Here is a 17,437-nt window from a genome sequence, read left to right as displayed (position 1 = left end):
TTTTGCAGCGTTTAGGGCTTGTTTAGACAAAAGCAAGTCCAAAAAGAAAGCCCCTCGTGTCAGTTTCAGCTGGCAAGAGGGGCTTTCTTCTTTTGATGGTTTTTGAACCCGGTTAGACCATGCTTTTACGAAGCGCTGGATAGTTGCTTTAATACCAAAAGGGCTTTATCAGCATCTTTTCTATCTACAAAGAGGTGGTCATGGTAAAAGCCTGCTATCACATTGCAACTAATGTGGTGGTCTGCTAAGGCTCTTGAAAAAGAAGCCGTCAGGCCTACGGCTTCTAAAGCAGAGTGAACCTTTAAGGTAATCCAAGCTGCCACAAAGCTGTAAGGCACCTGATAGTGATCTGCCACAGCTCTTCTTAAAACCAGCGTAACACCTTCCTGCTCCCTGAAAAAGGCAAGGATCTCCTCTGATGGAATTCTTGTAGAGGATGCAGGGGAGACGGTGCCAAAGACATATTCTTCGGGGTTCAACTCTGGCTCCATGGTTTGAAGCAATGTTTTCAGATGTATCTCACCTGTCATGGAAGGGCTATTTTCTTAGAAGTTGCAGCAGTTGGTGAGCCGCTTCTTCAGACGATGCCGGATTTTGGCCGGTGATTAATAAGCCATCTTGCACCACGTGCACGCCCCAGTCACTGGTTTTTGAATAGTTGCCGCCTTTGTTTTTGAGCTCATCTTCCAAAAGGTAAGGAACAATTTCAGTGAGGCCCACAGCTTCTTCTTCAGTATTGGCGAAACCAGTCACGTTTTTACCTTTCACCAACGGATCGCCGTTCTCGTCTTTCACATTCAACAGCACGGCTGGGGCGTGGCAAACGGCGGCTACCGGCTTCTTGCTTTTCCAGAAAGCCTCAATCAACTGCACAGACTCAGGACTTTCATATAAATCCCACAGTGGGCCGTGGCCCCCAGGGTAGAATACTGCGTCAAAGTCATCCGCTGATACTTCCGTAACCTTTTTGGTACTGGCTAGCAGCTCTTGTAGGGCCTGGTCTCCTTTGAAGCGTTTGGTTGCCTCGGTTTGGTTTTCGGGGGCGTCGCTTTTAGGGTCAATGGGTGGTTGCCCGCCTTTGGGAGAAGCCAGGGTGATGTCGGCGCCAGCGTCTTTAAACACATAGTAGGGGGCGGCGAATTCCTCAATCCAGAAACCGGTTTTCTCACCCGTGTTTCCTAACTCACTGTGCGAAGTCAATACAATTAGTACTTTCATGTCGTTTTCCTTGAAATAGGTTAAAAACTACTCGCAAATGCCGTCTGGGGTGCAGAAGCCTGCGCCTTCGCCGGAGATCAGCTGCGGCTTTTCCTCTTCCCAAACCTTGTCCAACACTTCCTGGAACAGTTCGGTGGGTTGCGCGCCAGAGACAGCGTACTTGTCATTAAAAACGTAAAACGGCACGCCCCGCACGCCTACCTGTTGCGCCTCATACATGTCTCGTTGCACTTCCTGGGCGTAGGTGTCGTTTTGCAGGACATCTCTGATCTCGGCTCCGTTCAAACCCACTTCCACGCCCAACTGCACCAGGGTATCCAGGTTGCCCACGTTTTTGCCCTGGGTATAGTAAGCAGCAAACAGCCTTTCTTTCATCTCATTCTGCTTGCCGTGCTTTTTGGCCAAATGCAGAAGGCGGTGCGCGTCAAAGGTGTTGTTGATAATGGCTTTGTCGAAGTCATACTCCAGGCCTACTTCTTTGGCCATCTGGGCCATGTAGTCGTTCATTTTCTTGCCTTCGGTGGCGGTGGAGCCTTTGCGTTTACCCAGGTACTCGTGTACCGATTGCCCGGGAACGAATTTCATATCGGGGTCCAGCTGGAAACTGCGCCATACCACCTCCACCTTGTCCTTGCCCGGAAAACCTTCCAGCGCCTTCTCAAACCTACGTTTACCTATGTAACAGAAAGGGCAAACCACATCTGACCATATCTCTACTTTCATCTTTCTCTTCTTTTCTGGTGAAAACTCAGGGCCGGGCTTGGAAAGCATGACTAGTTGCTAGCCGCCGAAGCCCAAGCAGTTGCATCAAATTTTATACTAAGAACCTGCTTAAATGTTCCTGAAGGGGCACGGAGAAGTCAGCAACCGCCAGGAATATGAAAAGGTTCTACCCAGAAAATGGCGTTAGGAAACCAGTAAGGACTTTTTTAGATGAGAAGGGCAGAGGAAGCCTTCTGGTATCTTTCAGGTAACCGGAAGCTGCCAAAAGGGCATGCTGCTTTGAACCCCGCAGAAGATGTCCGGTTTTATTACACAGGAAAGCCAGGATCAGCAGTGGAAAGCTATCCAGGAATCTTATTGGAAAGTTTACAGCCGAGCAGGGCTACGGGATTTGCTTATTTTATCTTATATGCATCCACAAAATGGCAACCAAATCTGTAGGAAACCCCAAGTTCTAGCATGACGCCGGAGGCTTCTTTCAGGTTAAGGAAAACCGGTCTGACACCCGCATGCAGGTTGAGGTAATTGACGTAGACCGAAGGTGCGCCGTAGGAATAGTACGTTTTGGGTTTGCCTAACTGGAGAAAGTAGTGGCCAACCAGGCCAGGGCTGAAACCCTTCAATTGTGTCCAGTCTTCATCAAATTCTCCTGCTCTGGCGGTGACGTTCTGAAGGGTGTAGTTCAGTTCCAGTTGTACCACAAATTCTTTTCTTTCCTTTTCCAGCAAGGCTTTGTTCAGCCCTACCCCTAGCATGAGAGTAGGTGGGGCGGTATTCTGTTTCCGGTCTGAGGCAATGGGATAGTCTTGCTTTAATTTGTTTCCGTAGAAACTCATCAATAAACCACCACCCATTCCATTCTTTCCTTTGTAGAGCAGCTCCATTTTGATGCCGCCGCCTGGGCTCAGGTAGTCGCCGGCTTTTCCAGTGAAGGTATTCGCCATACCTCCAAAAACAATGTCCAGCCGTTGCCCTGATTTATGGATGTATTCAAAGTCTTCGTACTTGGTCTCGGCATACCTGAACGCTTCCTGCTGGGCCATGATTCTGTGTGGAGCCCCGTACGTGGGATACTGCATCTTAAAAGAGTAAACCGACGCTTGTTTCACGCCATTCAGCTCCTGAGGAGTGAACCGGGGTAGTTTGGCCGAGGTAGCCCGTAAACTGTCCAGGATATCTTGTTCAGAAATCCCGTGGATGGCCTCCAACGTAGGCACGCCGGCCGAGTCCAAAGCGAAAATGAACTCAAGCTCTTTGTTCTCCAGCTTTTTACGCTGGTCTTTGGTGAACTTGATCTTATAGTATTCTAACGCTAAAGCATTAAGGCCTCCTTTGGGCTCAGCCTGAAGATGAACTGTCGCCTGGCTGAACGCGGGGGCCGCGGAAAGCAGCAGGAGAAGGGCAACCGTTACGGTTTTAAAGAAGAAAGGCATTGAGGAAAAGTAAAATAGAATCAAATAGAGGTGGGATATTGGCTAGTTACTTCCTCAAAGATACGAGAACCCTGAAGCCTTATCAAAGCGCCATCCCTCGCAGCGTTATTGAAATGCTTCACCCTTACCCGATGAACACGTTCAAGCCCAATACGCCCAACAGCCCTATCACTGACACCAGCGTTTCCATGATAGACCAGGTGGCAATGGTATCTGGGATGCTCAGGCTGAAGTATTCTTTGAACATCCAGAAGCCGGGGTCATTCACGTGCGAGAACATGAGGCTGCCCGCACCGGTGGCCAACACCATGAGCTCGGGGCTGACGCCAGTGGCCGCGATGACGGGTAGGGTGATGCCCGCGGTGGTGATGGCGGCTACCGTGGCCGATCCCAGGCAAACCCGCAAAATAGCGGCCACACTCCAGGCCAGCACCAAAGGCGATAAGGACATGTCGCGTACCAGCGCCGTGATGTAATCGCCCACGCCACTGTCTACCAGTACCTGTTTCAGGGCCCCACCGCCGCCAATGATAAGCATGATCATGGCGACACTGCTCACCGAGCCCCCTAAAAGCGCCATGATATCATCCATCTTGCGGCCTCTTCTTAAGCCCAGCGTGTAGATGGCCAGGAAAACCGACAAGAGCAGGGCAATGGCCGGATCACCTACAAAATCGAGGGACTGACGGAGCATCGAGGCCTCGGGGAGGACCGCGTTGGCAAGGGTGGCCAGGGCCATAAGCAAAACCGGGAAGACTGCCGTGAAAAAACTGACCCCGTAGCTGGGCATCTCTTCATCGGTAAAGACTCTGGGGGCAGCCAAACCAACCGGCGGACTGGCTTTGAATTTGCCTAAGAAGCGGGTGAAGATTGGGCCGGCAATGATGATGGCAGGCACGGCCACAATGAGACCGTAGATGAGGGTCAGCCCTATGTCTGCTTTGTAGATGACGGCAATGGAAGTAGGGCCGGGGTGTGGCGGCAAATAACCATGCGTAACCGAGAGCGCTGCGGCCATGGGAATGCCCACAAACAACAGCGGCAACCCCGTGGAGGCCGCAATACTGAACACCAACGGGATGAGCAGGATGAAACCGGCATTGTAAAACATGGGCAGACCCACCACAAACCCCGTCAGAATCATGGCCCACTGGATATGCCGTATCCCAAACTTTTTGATGAGGCTCAAAGAAATGCGTTGCGCCGCGCCGCTGTCCGAAATCAGGCTACCCAGCATAGACCCGAAACCAATGATCAAGGCAATGGAGCCCAATGTGCTGCCAATTCCGTTCTGTACCGAGGTGATGGCGTCTTTCACGGGCATTCCCTCGGCAATGCCTAACCCCAAGGCTACCAGAATCAAAGCCAAAAAGGCATTCAGCCGGAAGACGATCATCAGAATGAGCAAGGCAAGCACGGCAAGGGCAATCAGCAGGAGGGGCATAGGCCAGAAGCGGTTTGATTTTTAAGGGGTTTTCAAAAAAAGGCGGTAAGCGTGTTTAAAGAAAAGTGTTGGGCCAGTAAGCCTACGAAGGGCAGAATTGGCTTCTTAAATGTAGAAAAGTTTCGGGTACCCGCCGCATGAAGTTGAGAGTTGCTGCCCCGGAGAGGCGTTTCTAGTAGCGGTTTTTACTTTGTTTTCTGAAAATGTACGGATAATGCAAAGTGACAGGGCAGTTGCCAAAACTAGTTGACGCGTATCCAGTAAGGGCAGAAAGAGGACAGGAACATCCGTTCAGATGCGCCGTACCTAGTTGTAATCTATTCTTTGAGCTATACCAACATGGTCTTATCGTCCTTGTCTCTTTTCAAACTTCCCCTTCAGGACCCGGTTTTGGTGTTTGCCGTCATTCTGCTGGTGATCCTGTTCTCGCCCATGTTGTTCAACAAAATGGGGATCCCGGGTATTCTGGGCCTCATCTTGTCTGGGGTGCTGCTAGGGCCACACGGCCTGGGCGTGCTGGAGCGCGACGAAAGTGTGGTACTGTTCAGTACCATCGGGTTGCTGTACATCATGTTCCTGGCCGGTCTGGAGATGGACATGGATGACTTCAAGCGGAACAAGAACAAGAGCATCGTCTTTGGGACGCTCACCTTCATTATCCCGCTGATACTGGGTTTTCTGGGCGCCCACTTTATTCTGAAGTATAGTCCGCTTTCGTCGTTTCTGCTGGCCAGTATGTTCTCCACGCACACCCTAGTGGCGTACCCCATCATTGGGCGGTTGGGCATCACGCAGCACCGGACCGTGACGCTTATTCTGGGCGGTACCATTATCACCGATGCCGCCGTGCTGATCATTCTGGCGGTGGTTACCAACTTGCAGAAACCGGATCTATCGCCCTTGTTCTGGTTGCAGTTTGCGGCGCAACTGGCGGTGTTTGTGTTTGTGGTGCTCTGGGGCGTGCCGCGCATCAGCCGCTGGTTTTTCAGGGCGCTGGAAGGCGAAGGCAATGCGCAGTACCTGTTTGTGCTGGCCGTGGTGTTTCTGTCGGGGTTTCTGGCGCATTTGGCCGGGGCCGAGCCTATCATCGGGGCGTTTTTGGCAGGTTTGGCCTTAAACCAGCTTATTCCCAGAGCCTCGCCTTTGATGCACCGCACCGAGTTTGTGGGCAACACGCTGTTTATCCCGTTCTTCCTCATCAGTGTGGGCATGCTGGTAGACGTGCGGGTGCTGCTGGAAGGTCCCGAGGCCTTGTTTGTGGCGGCCGTGATCATTGTCATCTCGTTCGCGGGGAAATGGCTGGCCGCTTTTTGTACCCAGAAAATCTACGGCTTCAATCCAGATGAACGCAGGCTGATTTTCGGGATGAGCAGTGCCCACGCGGCGGCTACCATTGCGGTGGTGCTCATTGGGTATAACCTGGGAATTTTAGATGTACGGGCTTTGAACGGTACCATTCTGTTGATTCTGGTTTCCTGTCTCGTCAGTAGTATTGTGGCCGAGAAAGCCGGCCGGAAGATTGCCATTGCTATGGCTGACAAAGTACCGGAAGGTACCGAAGGCGACGAGCGGATCCTGATTCCGGTGGAAAACATGGAGCACCTGAAACGCCTCCTGGATTTCTCGCTGCTCATCAAGAACCCCATTGCGCCGGAACCCTTGCTGCCGCTGGTGGTGGTCTCAGAGCACCATAACCCCGAGGATAAGATCAAGCTGCACCAACGCGATGTGGCCTCCGTCATCCATGAAGTGACCGAGGACCCCGAAATCATCCGGCCGGTGTACCGGGTAGATATTAACGTGGGCAACGGCATCATCAGGGCGGTGCGGGAGCTGCGGATCACGGAGGTGGTAATGGCCTGGAACGGCAAACTGAGCGCCCGCGAGTGGTTTTGGGGCAGTATCCTGAACCGAGTGGTAAACCACACCACCGTGCAGACCATTTTCTGTAAGTTCTGCGACCCTTTGAATACCATTCAGACCATTGTGGTGGTGGTGCCCCGCAACTCTGAGCGGGAGGCAGGATTCCCCTACTGGGTGAACACCATTCTGCAACTCGCCAAAGGAGCCGGCGCCAGAATCAGGATCTTGGGCGCGAAAGGGACCTTGCAAACGCTGGAGAAATTTGTGCAGGACCAGGACCGCTACACCGTGAACATCAGCTACGAGCTGTACGAGAACTGGGACAATTTCCCAACGCTGGCCAAGGAGGTCACCCAGAATGATTTGTTCACCGTGGTGCTGGGCAGGCCGCATACCGTCTCATACCGCCCTGAGTTCAACGTGGTGCCCCGCTACCTATCCCGCTATTTCCAGGACGTGAGCTACGCCATTCTGTACCCTGAGCAGAAATAAGTTCAAGTGGTTTTAGGCCCGTTTTCCCGGATTCGGGCTTAAAACTGGGTTTGTTCAGGCGGCAATGCGTTTGAGCATGTTGCTGAAAATAAAGGCGTGAAACGGCAGCACCGAGTACCAGTACAACCGACCCCACAACCCCAGGGGCCGGAAGGTGGCGGTTTGGTAAAGCGTCTGCCCGATGATCTTGAACTCCAGCCAGGCCTCGCCGGGAAGCTTCATCTCGGCGTAGAGCAGGAGGCGTTTTTCTTCGCGGTCGGCGTAGAGCACGCGCCAGAAATCCAGCGACTCACCGGCGTGGATCATGGTGCTGTTCTTTCGGCCGCGCCGCAGACCCACGCCGCCAAACAGCTTGTCAATAAACCCGCGCAGTTTCCAGAGCCAGTTGGCGTAATACCAACCGTTCTCGCCCCCGATGGACCAGATCTTGTGCACCGATTTGTCTACCTGGGTTACTTCGGCCTCGCGTTTGTCGGTGAAGCACCCAAAGGTGGGCACGGTAAGCAGCTTGGAGATTCCCTCATTGAGCACGTTGCTGGACAAAGCGTCTTTCCAACTGGCAATCACGCCCTCGTTCTGGATGCGGTCAAAAGCCAGTTTGATGGCGGTATCATAGGGTAGCAGCGTGATGCCCAAGATTTCTTTCAGCCGGTTGTCCTGGCAAATGACCTCCACGCGCATGCTCTGCACCAGGTTGGTGGCCAGCGTGTACGAGGTGGACGTGACAAAATACAGCCAGTAGGAGGACAGTTTGGGCGTCATGACCGGCACAATGATGATGGTCCGTTTCAAGCCCCGCACCTTCGCAAAACCCAGGAGCATCTCCTTGTAAGTAAGCACATCGGGCCCGCCAATGTCAAAGCTTTGGTCATACAACTCTTCTTTGCCTAGCACCCCAGCCAGGTACTCAATGACGTTCCGGATGGCAATGGGCTGTGATTTGGTGTTGAGCCACTTGGGTGTAATCATGACGGGTAGTTTTTCCACCAGGTCGCGCATGATCTCAAACGAGGCGCTACCCGAGCCCAGGATGATGCCGGCCCGCAGCGTGGTCAGGTGATACGTGCCCGAGGCCAGGATTTCCTCTACCGCTTTTCTGGAGTGCAGGTGCTTGGACAGCTTTTCGTCATTGGTGATGCCACCCAGGTAGATGACCTGTTTTGCGGCCGTTTTTTGAATTCTGTCCCTGAAATGAAGGGCCGTGGTGCGCTCCAACTTCTCAAAGTCCTCGCCCTCCGCCGACATGGAGTGGATAAGATAATACGCCGCGTCAATGTCATCTGGGATCACCGCCAGCGAGGCCTGGTCCAGGAAATCCACCTCAATGACCTGCAGCTTTTCTGAGGCGTATTTGCTTTCATCAAACCTGTTCCGGTCGCGCACGCAGCACACCACTTCATGGCCGTCTTTCAACAGCGCCGGCAGCAAGCTCTGCCCAATGTACCCTGTAGTGCCGGTGAGTAAGATTTTCATGCTGTCTGCCGATGATGCCTTTCTTTGGGAAAGAGGTGTGTTATCGTAACAGCCTTGTTTTGCTTTTGTTCTGGGGTGCTCTGCGGTAGAATAGGTGCTTCAGTGAATTAGCCGATAGAAGCTATCAGGAACTTAAAAGGTGATTTTCAGGCCCAATGTAGGTACCGATTGGGTAGGAAGAGCTCCGTGCAAGGACTGGGGATACCGGACATGGCCCACTGTGGCAGATAGTGCTTTTTCCCTGTTGCTTTTTGCAGAAACTGCATAGGCGATACCACCCAGAAATGAGACTAGGCTACCTCCGAGTAGCAGGCCTGAAAATCCATTATCTCCAGTTCCATTCAATCCTGTACTTACCGATGCTCCAAAACCTACCGCAAGTAATACCGCTCCTCCAATGATTAAGGTCCTACCAACAGCTCTTTGCGATTCACTTTTCTTTAGATAGTACTCTTTTGTATGGCTAGCAGTGTCTGGGATTAAGACGGGAGCGGAACTTGCCTGGCTGTAAGCAGTAGTGACTATGAATGAAAGTAGAAGAAAAATGATAGCTGTTTTCATATGCGTTTGCTCAGTATAGTTGTTGGAGTAAGAATTATGCTCCTATTTGCCCACTTGTGATTTAAGCTTTAAAAAGAAATCTGCACGCCTACCGCTGGAGCTGCCTTAGTGACTGCTGTCCCTGGGTGAGGTAAGGATATATGGGTAGGGCCTATTGTTACAGACCTGGCTTTACGCTTATAAGATTTGGCAGAAATAAAGGGGAACACTCCTACCACCATGGAGGTCAACCCTATCATGGTCATGGTAGCCCCAATGGTAGTTTGGGGCTCTTTAGGGTTCCAAAGGGAATTATGAGCGGTGAGCGTTATAAATCCGCCAACTGCCAAACCAAGACCACCTCCTGTAAGTATCCAGCCAAGCTTCTTTTGAGATTTACTTTTCTGCAAGTAGTATTCTTGAGAATATGTTTTTTCTGTAACGCTCTGGCAATAGGAAGTTGTTATTACAAAAAGAAGAACCGTGGAGAAGAGGATAGATTTCATGGCATGCCTGTTAGGTGTATAAACAATGTTTAAGCCCAGGGGGAAGCTTCAGAAGCAATTTCAATACCTACCGGTGAGGGTATTTTGGCTATCAAGCTCTTATTGGGGTAAGAGGTATCAAATCATAGTTAACCTTGGCAGATTCGCTTTTCTGTCGTGTCGCACTTCTTACATTGTTTATATCACCTTTCTAGATGTTCCACCTTTAAAATCTTACCTGTAAGCCCACTGTTGGAACCGCCTTTGAAGATAAAGCACTCTGTTGAGGAGTAGGAATTCTCTCTTGGTGTAGTATCAAAGACAAGGCATCCTCCCTACTACGACTTGCAATTCTTAGTTGAACCACCCCCGAAATAGTGGAGATTAAACCCGCCACTAGTAGTGCTCCCGGAAGTGTGTTGTCCACCTTATCTGCCTTTCCTCCATATAAGTTAATATTCAAATCATAAGTGGAACCTCCTGCAATTATCAGTCCTACACCTCCGGTTAACAGAATCCAGCCAAAGGTTCTCTGCGACTTACTTTTGGCTAATTTTTGTTCCTGAGAAGGGGTGTACACATCTCGGAGAGTGGAATCTGGGGCTACCTGGCTATGGGCTTCCATAGTCAAAAGGCAAAGAACTATGAAAAGAAAGATGGTTTTCATACCTGGGAAATGTCAAGTTCTCTCTAGCGTTCTTCAACTTGAAGTAGAAGCTTCAAAATTTAACCTTTACACCCACTGTGGGGACCGTCGTGGTCATTAATGCCCCATGTTGGGGCACAGGAATTGAAGTATGGCTGAACTCGGGAGACATCGCTTTCCTTTTGTTGTGTCCGGCAGAGATAAAGGAAATGCCACCTCCAACCAGAGAAAGAAACCCAGTAGTTGCCAGTATGCCCCCAAAGAGAATATCACCTTCCCCATCTCTAGAACTGCCAAAGAGGGAGGAGCTACTGGTGGCGGCTACTATCCCTGCGCCCATCAATCCCAAGCCAAGTCCGGTAAGGGTCCAGCCGCCCGACCTTTTTGATTTACTTTTCTGCAAATAATACTCTTGAGCAAGCGTCCTTCCTTTTTGAGTTTGACTGTAAGTAGTAGAGGCTAAAAATAGAAGAGCTATAGAAAAGATAATTGTTTTCATAATGCGGTCTTTAAGCGCCTAGTCTTTCAAAATACTGTTTAGACCTTTCTATCTTAACCTACCTTGAAATAGAAACTTCAAAAAGCAACCTTTAAGCCCACGGTGGGCACTCTCTTGGTTATGGCATTTCCTGGTTGTAGTGAGGGAACCTGTTCATACCCTACCGCCAAAGACCTGGCTTTCCTCTTATTTTGACCGGCGGAAATAAAAGAGATAGTGCCACCAATCATGGATACTAGTCCTGCTACTACCACAAATCCGGCAGCAGTACCATTTGCTTCATCCTGACCGATAGTAGTAATGGCATTGGCTGTTTCTGCCCAAGCCATCCCTGCCCCAAGTACTATGAGGCCTGCTCCTACCGGGGTAAAAATCAAGCCTTTTATCTTCTTTACTTTGCTTTTGTAGAGGTAATACTCTTTCGTGCCTTTGGGAGGAGTCTCCTGGGTAGGCTTAGGAGTTATGATTGTCTGGCTATAACAAGTTGAAGCCAGGAACAATAAGGTCATGGCGAGGATAATCTTTTTCATGGTGATCTGGTCAATGCCTACTCTTAGAAATGCTGTTTTCAGTTTCTCTGCGATTGTTTTGTAGAGAATGCCTGAGTCATAGGGAAATACCGGGTTAAAAGCAGCTGATGGAGGGATTGTGGGCTGTTTTAACTCGTTTGATGAACCAGAGGGGGAGGTTGAAATTGATCATTGAATATACCTAAATATTTTTGGATGTTAGTTATATTTAGCTGATAATCTGTTAATTACTTAAAACTAAGTAAAGGCTAGCACCTGTTTTAGAGCTTGTTTGATGAAAAGGTGTTTAAAACAGCTTTCCACTTTTGCTTTTTGTGCATGCCGAGGGAAGAAGACGTGCCAGCAGGAGGGTACATCAAAGCTAGGTATCAAAAACTCACATTTAGCAAGAGTGTTTTGTACGATGTTTGGTTTCTTACTCGTTTTTTAGAAAACAGCCGCAAAACAGAAAAGCCCGAAGACGTGTCTCCGGGCTTTTCTGTGGTAGAAAGATATGAAAGGTTATTTGCTCAATAAATGGTCTGCGGCCAAAATCAGGAACATGTAATCAGAAGAACCGCCACCGATCACGTATTCGGTTTGTTGCCAGAGGTACGGCCAGTGCAGCAACTCGGGGAAGTCTGGACGGATGAGGGCCGTGCCTGAACCCACGCCTCCGGGGATGTAAGACCATTCATCGCGATTGTTTCCGTAGGCGGTGGTCAACGATTTGGCACCCACGCCCGAGGCGAAGGACGACACGTTGGAACCCGGGTGCACGCCCAGCACGAAGTTCATGGCGTGCAGCATGTAGGTTTTCGGGAAGATGGTGGGGTAGGAGGCATGCAGGAAATACTGCTGTACCCCGAAGTTCTGAATGCCCCACCCGGCACCCCAGATGTCGGGCTCATATGGCATACCGTACGGGGTCTTTTTCTCCTGCTCTTCTACTACTTTCTTGTGGCTGGCCACTGCCGCCAACACCGAGGCTTTGTATTTCTTGTCTTTGATGAGCGGCAAGGTGCGGCCAATCACCCAGCCCGTGCGGCCGATGTTTTTGGTAATGTCCTGGGTGTTGTCTACGAGCCAGTTGGCGTACTTCTTATCCTTGGTGGACAGCAGCAACTCGGCGGCGGCATTCACGCGCTGCATTTTGTCTTTCTCTATGGTGCGGTCCCACAGTTCCTGGGCAATCTGCAGACAGTGGGTAGACAAAGAATCATTGTAGCCTTTCAGGGCGCGGGAAGCTACGGCTAAGCAGGAAGCCACTTGCAGTTCCCGGCCGGGGTTTTCCTCGGTGAACACCCAACGGTCATCCGGGGCGCCTTTCTGCCCGATCTCCGGGAGTGGCTTAGGAGCCTTGGCAGGATCAAATACTACTTCATCGGTTTGGGTGGAGGCCTCGCCCAGCAAGGTGTACTGGCGTAAAGATGGTTCAATGATACCGCGGTACAATCTGCCTAGATTGCGGTAACCGGCTACGATGGAAAGGGCGCCGTGTTCTACCTGCTGTAGGATGTCGTTCTTGCCGTCAGGGCGGTGCAGTTCGGCTATTTTCAGATTCTGGTCAATGCTGGTGTTGTCGTACTTTACCTTGAATTCTTCAAAAGCGAGCGATAAAATCCGTATTTCATCCGCTAAAGATTCAACCCGCATGTCATAGTCACCAGCATCGTGCCAGCCGCCCACGGCTAGGTTGGGCACGTGCTCACCGGGCTGGAATTTGGTCAAGGTGCTAGGTCCGGAGATGTAGCCGTCAAAGTGGTTGTGGTTGAGGGGCGCCATGCGGGCATCGTCCAGGTGGCAGGCGTCGTGCCATACTTTGTAGCGGTCGTTCACGCGCATGTGGCACATCTGCACCGGCAAAAACGTCTCAATCACCGATTGCCATACGTGCCGTTTGTATACTTGGTCACTAATCTGGAACGGACTGGTTTCATAAGTGCCGTACTGCACTTTGTACATGCCCGGCTGCTCTACCTTAGTGAAATCAAACTGCAGGTAATGGTAGCGCAGGAACTTGCCCCACTCTTTGGGCTGCGTTTCTAGCACTTTCTCCAGCCCGCCGGTTTCCTTAATGCGGTACAAGGTCACCGGATGGCGCTGCGTTTCGGTTTTGTCCAGCTCAATAACAGCCACTTTCTGCTGCTTGGAATGGTAGCCCACCTGCGAGATTTGCACCACCGGATCATACTTCCAACCAACGATGGCATTAGGCGATACAAGCCATTCAATGGCGCCTTTAGAAGCGCCTTTCTTCACCAGTGACCGAACCACAAACCAGCCGTTGTTGTGCTGCGCCCGTCCGTCAATCAATTGTAGACTTTCACCAGTCACGTTCTGTATGGTGAGCGTTTGCCGAGGGTCTTCGGGCACAATGGTCAGTTGCTGACCCGTTGCCAGCGGCGTGGTCTGGTATTCTTTGGAGGCATCGTAAAAACCGGGGCCGTTCAGTTGACGCGGGAAAATGCCGAACTGCTTATCCATATAATAGCTCTTCCCGAACAAAATGCCCGGAAACAACTCAAAGTTGAAGCCCACTTTGCCAATCCAGGCATCGGGCAGGGGTTGGTCTAAATCCACGATGATGCGGAAGTTCTTGCCCTCAGGCCGCACCTTCACCTCGTAGGCGAAATTCAGATCGGGGTAGATGATGGGGTTGAAGCCTTTGCGGTTTTTGTCAGGGTCTGGGTACTGCATCCGCACGCTGATGGTTTGGGTGGCTTTGTCCACCACCCGCGGACCTACCTTGGGCACTGGTTGCCATTGACCGGGCGTAGGCTCTAGGCGAAGATCGCCGTTGGTACCAATGCGCAAGCCGTTCTGGATAATGCCCACGCCGCCTTGGTGGCTTTCGGGGTAGAAGTCGTGGGCCAACATCACGTTCAAGCCTGGCATCTCCAGGTATTCTAGTTCGTTCAGTCGTAAGCCACCGCTGGTGTTGGCCTGGGCGAGCGCATCGGGTGCTTGCAGGGTCAGCACCGCCACAGTTGTCAGGCAGGAGGCTCTTTTGAGTAGTTTTTTGATCATTGGGTTTTAGAAGGTTCGTTTCGGGTCTGTTTTCTGAAAATAAGTGCGTAAACGCAGGCTTTGATTAAGGCGAGGGTATGCATTCCCGTCAAGAGAGAATCCTTTGATAGGGGCTTACTTTTTGGTAGCAGGCAGTTCATCCAAAGTCAGGGTCTGGGGTAGGTTGTAAACTTCTTTCACCCGCTCAGGGGTGTTGTGGGTTTCTATCCAGTTGGCCCATACCATAAACCAGGACCATTTGGGCTGTACTTGCAGGATTTCGGGTTTGGGGAGTTCGCCTACCTCCCCAAGGGTGATCAGTTTGCCTTTGGCCAGGGCCAGCAGCTCGTTATAGTCTTTCTGCTCGTAATCGAAATTATAGACATCGGTGGCCAGAATATCTACGTATTTGGCGCCAGGATAGAAGAGGTGGTAGGAGAAGGCCTCGTCTTTGGGGATGTCACGCGGGGCGTTGGCGTTCCAGACCCAGAGCAGGTTGTTGAGTTTGTGGTGGTGCGTGTAGCGGTCATAGAGCATGGTCCAGAGTTTCTGGTAGCCGTCTTTGCCTTTCTTGTCGCCCCACCAGAACCAGACGCCGTTCATCTCGTGGTATGGACGCCAAAGCACCGGTACGTTGGCCGCCTGCAGTTGCTTGAGGTACTCGGCGGTTTGGTCTACCTGCGCCAACCACACCTTGTGCAGCGCGGTGCCGGGCGTGGTGAGTTCTTTCCACTGCTGATCCGTGAGTTCGCCCTGGATGCTTTCTTTCCAGCGGAAAGGAGGCGTGTCAATGGGCCGACCGGCGTGCCACATCAGCGTGACAATATGCCCCTGCTGATGTTTCTGAATGGCCTCTTGCACGATCTCCGCGCCGGGGTCTTGGGTGCCGCGCCAGATAAAGTCAGTCCCCCAAATGGCCGGTTGTTTGCCGGTGCGGGCGACCACCATTTCTGAGAACTTGTTGGGTGTCTCGTTGTAGTTGTGCTGCCCAGACAGGAGGTACTTCCCATTGATTTCATATAAATACGCAAGAAGCTTTTTAGCCTCGGGCGTGGCATTGGGGTTCACCGGCGCGAAGCCCTGGCCCAAGCATTGCAGACTGAAGATCAGGAAAGAAAAGAGTAAGGTTTTTCTCATACAGGTAGTATCGCTATTTCTGTTTTTGGGGTATTTTATGGTTTTCGTGCTTTAAACGCGCCACACAATTGGCCATGGCGCGGAGCTGGTGGTAGTTGCCTTTCCAGATATGGCCTTTCAGGGCCGTCTTCTGCTGGGGCTCTTTGTCCAGGCCGCCCGCGTACCAGCCGCCGTGTTCCTGGTCAATGAGGTAGGTGTTGATATAGCGCCAGAGCGTCTCAAATTTCTGGTAATACTGCATCTGGTCTTGGGGGAAGAGATCGGCCATGAGCAGGAGCGCGTTGAGACCCTCGGCCTGGGCCCACCAGTTCTTGCTGTCTTTGATGATGGTGAGGTGGGTGTCTCCTTTGAAATAATAACCCTCGTCATAGAAGCCGCCTTTCTCCGTGTCCCAGCCAGTGCGCAGCGCATGGTCCACCATCCGTTTGGCTACCCGCAACGTGGTGGTGTCGTTTTTCAGGCCCAGCACGTGCGAGGCTTCCAGCATGAGGTAAGCGGTCTCCACATCATGCCCGAAGGACACGTGGTCCAGGTAGCGGTGCCGCAGAATGGTTTCTTTATCAGCTTCCCGGAAAGAGACGGGCGTCCAGTTAGGGTGGAAAAATAGCACCATGTACCCTTGCGGCGTGGTAATTTTGTCCCGGATCAGGAATAGCATTTCCTCCAGCCGCTGGCGTACCAGTTGATCGGGCCAGATTTGGTAGAGTTCGGTGAAAGCCTCCAGTAAATGGATGGAGGTGTTCTGATCTTTGTAGCCCAGGTCTGCCGTGGAGGGAATGGTATCGGGCCGAACGATGGGCGTTCCCTCCAGTTTAAGGTGTTGGAAATAGCCTTTGTGGACCGGGTCATGGCTTTGCTTCTCCAACCACCGGAACGTTTCCTGCGCCAGTGCCAGGGCCTCTTTGTCACCGGTAGCTTTGTAGTACGCCGATAAGGCATACAACGCAAAGGCGTTTCCGTAGGCTTCCTTCTCCGCAACCCCCCGGCGGATAACCTGGCCCTGCCGGTTTACCAGCGTGTGAAAGCCTCCGTTCTTCTTGTCCCAGAAAACATTGCGGAGAAAAGCGAAGCCGTGACGGGCCCCCGTTTTATAATGCGCTTCTTTGGGGTAAAGCTGTGAGGCGATGGCGTTGGACCAGGTATGGCGCGCCTGGGTAACGATCATTTTGTCCTGAGATCCGGTGGGTTGCCAGTCATAGGCGAAAGAACTCAGGAAGCCGCCATGCTGCTTGTCTATGTTTCTGGGATACCACACGTTCAGCAACTTAGTGCGCATGGACTGCTCTATCTCTGCCGCTATTTTCGCCCGATTTTGCCTGCCCAGGGCCGTAAACGAAAGCAGCGAAACCGCTATCAAAACCAGAGAAAAGTGCAGAACCCTGAGACCGTAAAGTAGCGACATAGGAAAGAAGTGGAAAGACTATTTCCTATAAATATAACACCATTTTAGATAGCCAGAAGGGTTCTGTTAGCTTCTTCTGGCTATCATTTCTATCTCAACCTGCGCACCCAAGGGCAACCCTGCTACGCCAATAGTGGTACGGGCCGGAAAAGGCGCTGAAAACTGCTGAGCATACACTTGGTTCATGGCTTCAAAGTTGGCCATGTCTGTTAAGAATACATTTACTTTTACCACGTGCTCGGGCGTTAAGTTGGCGGAACGTAGTACCTCAAACAGGTTCTTAAAGCATTGCTCTGTCTGTGCCCCAATGTCTCCTTGTACCAACTTTCCGGTAGTTGAATCTATGGGAGTTTGGCCAGATAAATAAACCAGATCTCCGGCTTCAACGGCATGTGAGTAGGGCCCAACAGAAACGGCTCCTTCAGCGGTGTACGCTTTCCTTTGCATAGTTTGAGGTTTTAGGATATCTAAATCACTACAGAAGACTTCTTTTCGAGAAAGGTTACCAGTGTACCTACTTTACCGCCTTTCTCTTACTGTTCGCCCCTTTGTCCGCATAGGTAG

General features: G+C 51.4%; 15 protein-coding genes. 1 reads left to right on the top strand and 14 read right to left on the bottom strand.

Annotation, left to right across the window (positions count from 1 at the left end):
• Positions 1 to 125 precede the first annotated feature (125 nt).
• The 5 genes from ACW9SV_RS05035 to ACW9SV_RS05015 all read right to left on the bottom strand — a co-directional run bounded on the left by ACW9SV_RS05035 (position 126) and on the right by ACW9SV_RS05015 (position 4,818).
• The gene (locus ACW9SV_RS05035) at positions 126 to 530 is read right to left on the bottom strand and encodes an ACT domain-containing protein (RefSeq protein WP_479555644.1); all 405 of its coding nucleotides are present in this window, start codon (positions 528 to 530) and stop codon (positions 126 to 128) included.
• 7 nt (positions 531 to 537) lie between these two features.
• Positions 538 to 1,218 carry a type 1 glutamine amidotransferase domain-containing protein gene (locus ACW9SV_RS05030; protein ID WP_479555643.1) on the bottom strand — a complete coding sequence of 227 codons (681 nt, stop codon included), beginning with the start codon at positions 1,216 to 1,218 and terminating at the stop codon, positions 538 to 540.
• Positions 1,219 to 1,245: 27 nt separating this feature from the next.
• The gene (locus tag ACW9SV_RS05025; protein WP_479555642.1) at positions 1,246 to 1,941 is read right to left on the bottom strand and encodes a DsbA family oxidoreductase; all 696 of its coding nucleotides are present in this window, start codon (positions 1,939 to 1,941) and stop codon (positions 1,246 to 1,248) included.
• Between the two features lie 395 nt (positions 1,942 to 2,336).
• Positions 2,337 to 3,374: a hypothetical protein gene (locus tag ACW9SV_RS05020; protein ID WP_479555641.1), complete on the bottom strand. Its 1,038-nt coding sequence runs from the start codon at positions 3,372 to 3,374 to the stop codon at positions 2,337 to 2,339.
• Between the two features lie 124 nt (positions 3,375 to 3,498).
• On the bottom strand, positions 3,499 to 4,818 hold the full coding sequence (locus ACW9SV_RS05015) for a gluconate:H+ symporter (protein WP_479555640.1): 1,320 nt from the start codon (positions 4,816 to 4,818) through the stop codon (positions 3,499 to 3,501).
• Between the two features lie 339 nt (positions 4,819 to 5,157).
• On the opposite strand from ACW9SV_RS05015, the gene ACW9SV_RS05010 reads away from it, so the two are divergent.
• Positions 5,158 to 7,173 (top strand): cation:proton antiporter, encoded by a 2,016-nt coding sequence (locus ACW9SV_RS05010; protein WP_479555639.1) that lies wholly within the window; start codon positions 5,158 to 5,160, stop codon positions 7,171 to 7,173.
• A 54-nt stretch (positions 7,174 to 7,227) separates the two neighbouring features.
• Here ACW9SV_RS05010 and ACW9SV_RS05005 read toward each other — a convergent pair whose 3' ends face one another.
• The 9 genes from ACW9SV_RS05005 to ACW9SV_RS04965 form a co-directional block, all read right to left on the bottom strand.
• On the bottom strand, positions 7,228 to 8,646 hold the full coding sequence (locus tag ACW9SV_RS05005) for an SDR family oxidoreductase (protein ID WP_479555638.1): 1,419 nt from the start codon (positions 8,644 to 8,646) through the stop codon (positions 7,228 to 7,230).
• 132 nt (positions 8,647 to 8,778) lie between these two features.
• Positions 8,779 to 9,207, bottom strand: coding sequence for a hypothetical protein (locus ACW9SV_RS05000; RefSeq protein ID WP_479555637.1), 429 nt, complete (start codon positions 9,205 to 9,207; stop codon positions 8,779 to 8,781).
• 68 nt (positions 9,208 to 9,275) lie between these two features.
• On the bottom strand, positions 9,276 to 9,596 hold the full coding sequence (locus tag ACW9SV_RS04995) for a hypothetical protein (RefSeq protein WP_479555636.1): 321 nt from the start codon (positions 9,594 to 9,596) through the stop codon (positions 9,276 to 9,278).
• Positions 9,597 to 10,390: 794 nt separating this feature from the next.
• Positions 10,391 to 10,816 carry a hypothetical protein gene (locus tag ACW9SV_RS04990; protein ID WP_479555635.1) on the bottom strand — a complete coding sequence of 142 codons (426 nt, stop codon included), beginning with the start codon at positions 10,814 to 10,816 and terminating at the stop codon, positions 10,391 to 10,393.
• A 77-nt stretch (positions 10,817 to 10,893) separates the two neighbouring features.
• Entirely contained in the window at positions 10,894 to 11,346 is a 453-nt protein-coding gene (locus ACW9SV_RS04985) for a hypothetical protein (protein WP_479555634.1), read from the bottom strand.
• Positions 11,347 to 11,847: 501 nt separating this feature from the next.
• Entirely contained in the window at positions 11,848 to 14,355 is a 2,508-nt protein-coding gene (locus tag ACW9SV_RS04980) for a glycoside hydrolase family 9 protein (protein ID WP_479555633.1), read from the bottom strand.
• 114 nt (positions 14,356 to 14,469) lie between these two features.
• Positions 14,470 to 15,471, bottom strand: a complete 1,002-nt coding sequence (locus ACW9SV_RS04975; RefSeq protein ID WP_479555632.1) for a glycosyl hydrolase — start codon at positions 15,469 to 15,471, stop codon at positions 14,470 to 14,472.
• A gap of 13 nt (positions 15,472 to 15,484) precedes the next feature.
• Positions 15,485 to 16,873 (bottom strand): AGE family epimerase/isomerase, encoded by a 1,389-nt coding sequence (locus ACW9SV_RS04970; RefSeq protein ID WP_479555631.1) that lies wholly within the window; start codon positions 16,871 to 16,873, stop codon positions 15,485 to 15,487.
• A 66-nt stretch (positions 16,874 to 16,939) separates the two neighbouring features.
• Entirely contained in the window at positions 16,940 to 17,320 is a 381-nt protein-coding gene (locus ACW9SV_RS04965; RefSeq protein WP_479555630.1) for a RidA family protein, read from the bottom strand.
• Between the last annotated feature and the right edge of the window lie 117 nt (positions 17,321 to 17,437).

The organism is Rufibacter sp. JT20002, from assembly GCF_056491185.1.
This window is presented reverse-complemented; position numbering and strand designations above follow the sequence as displayed.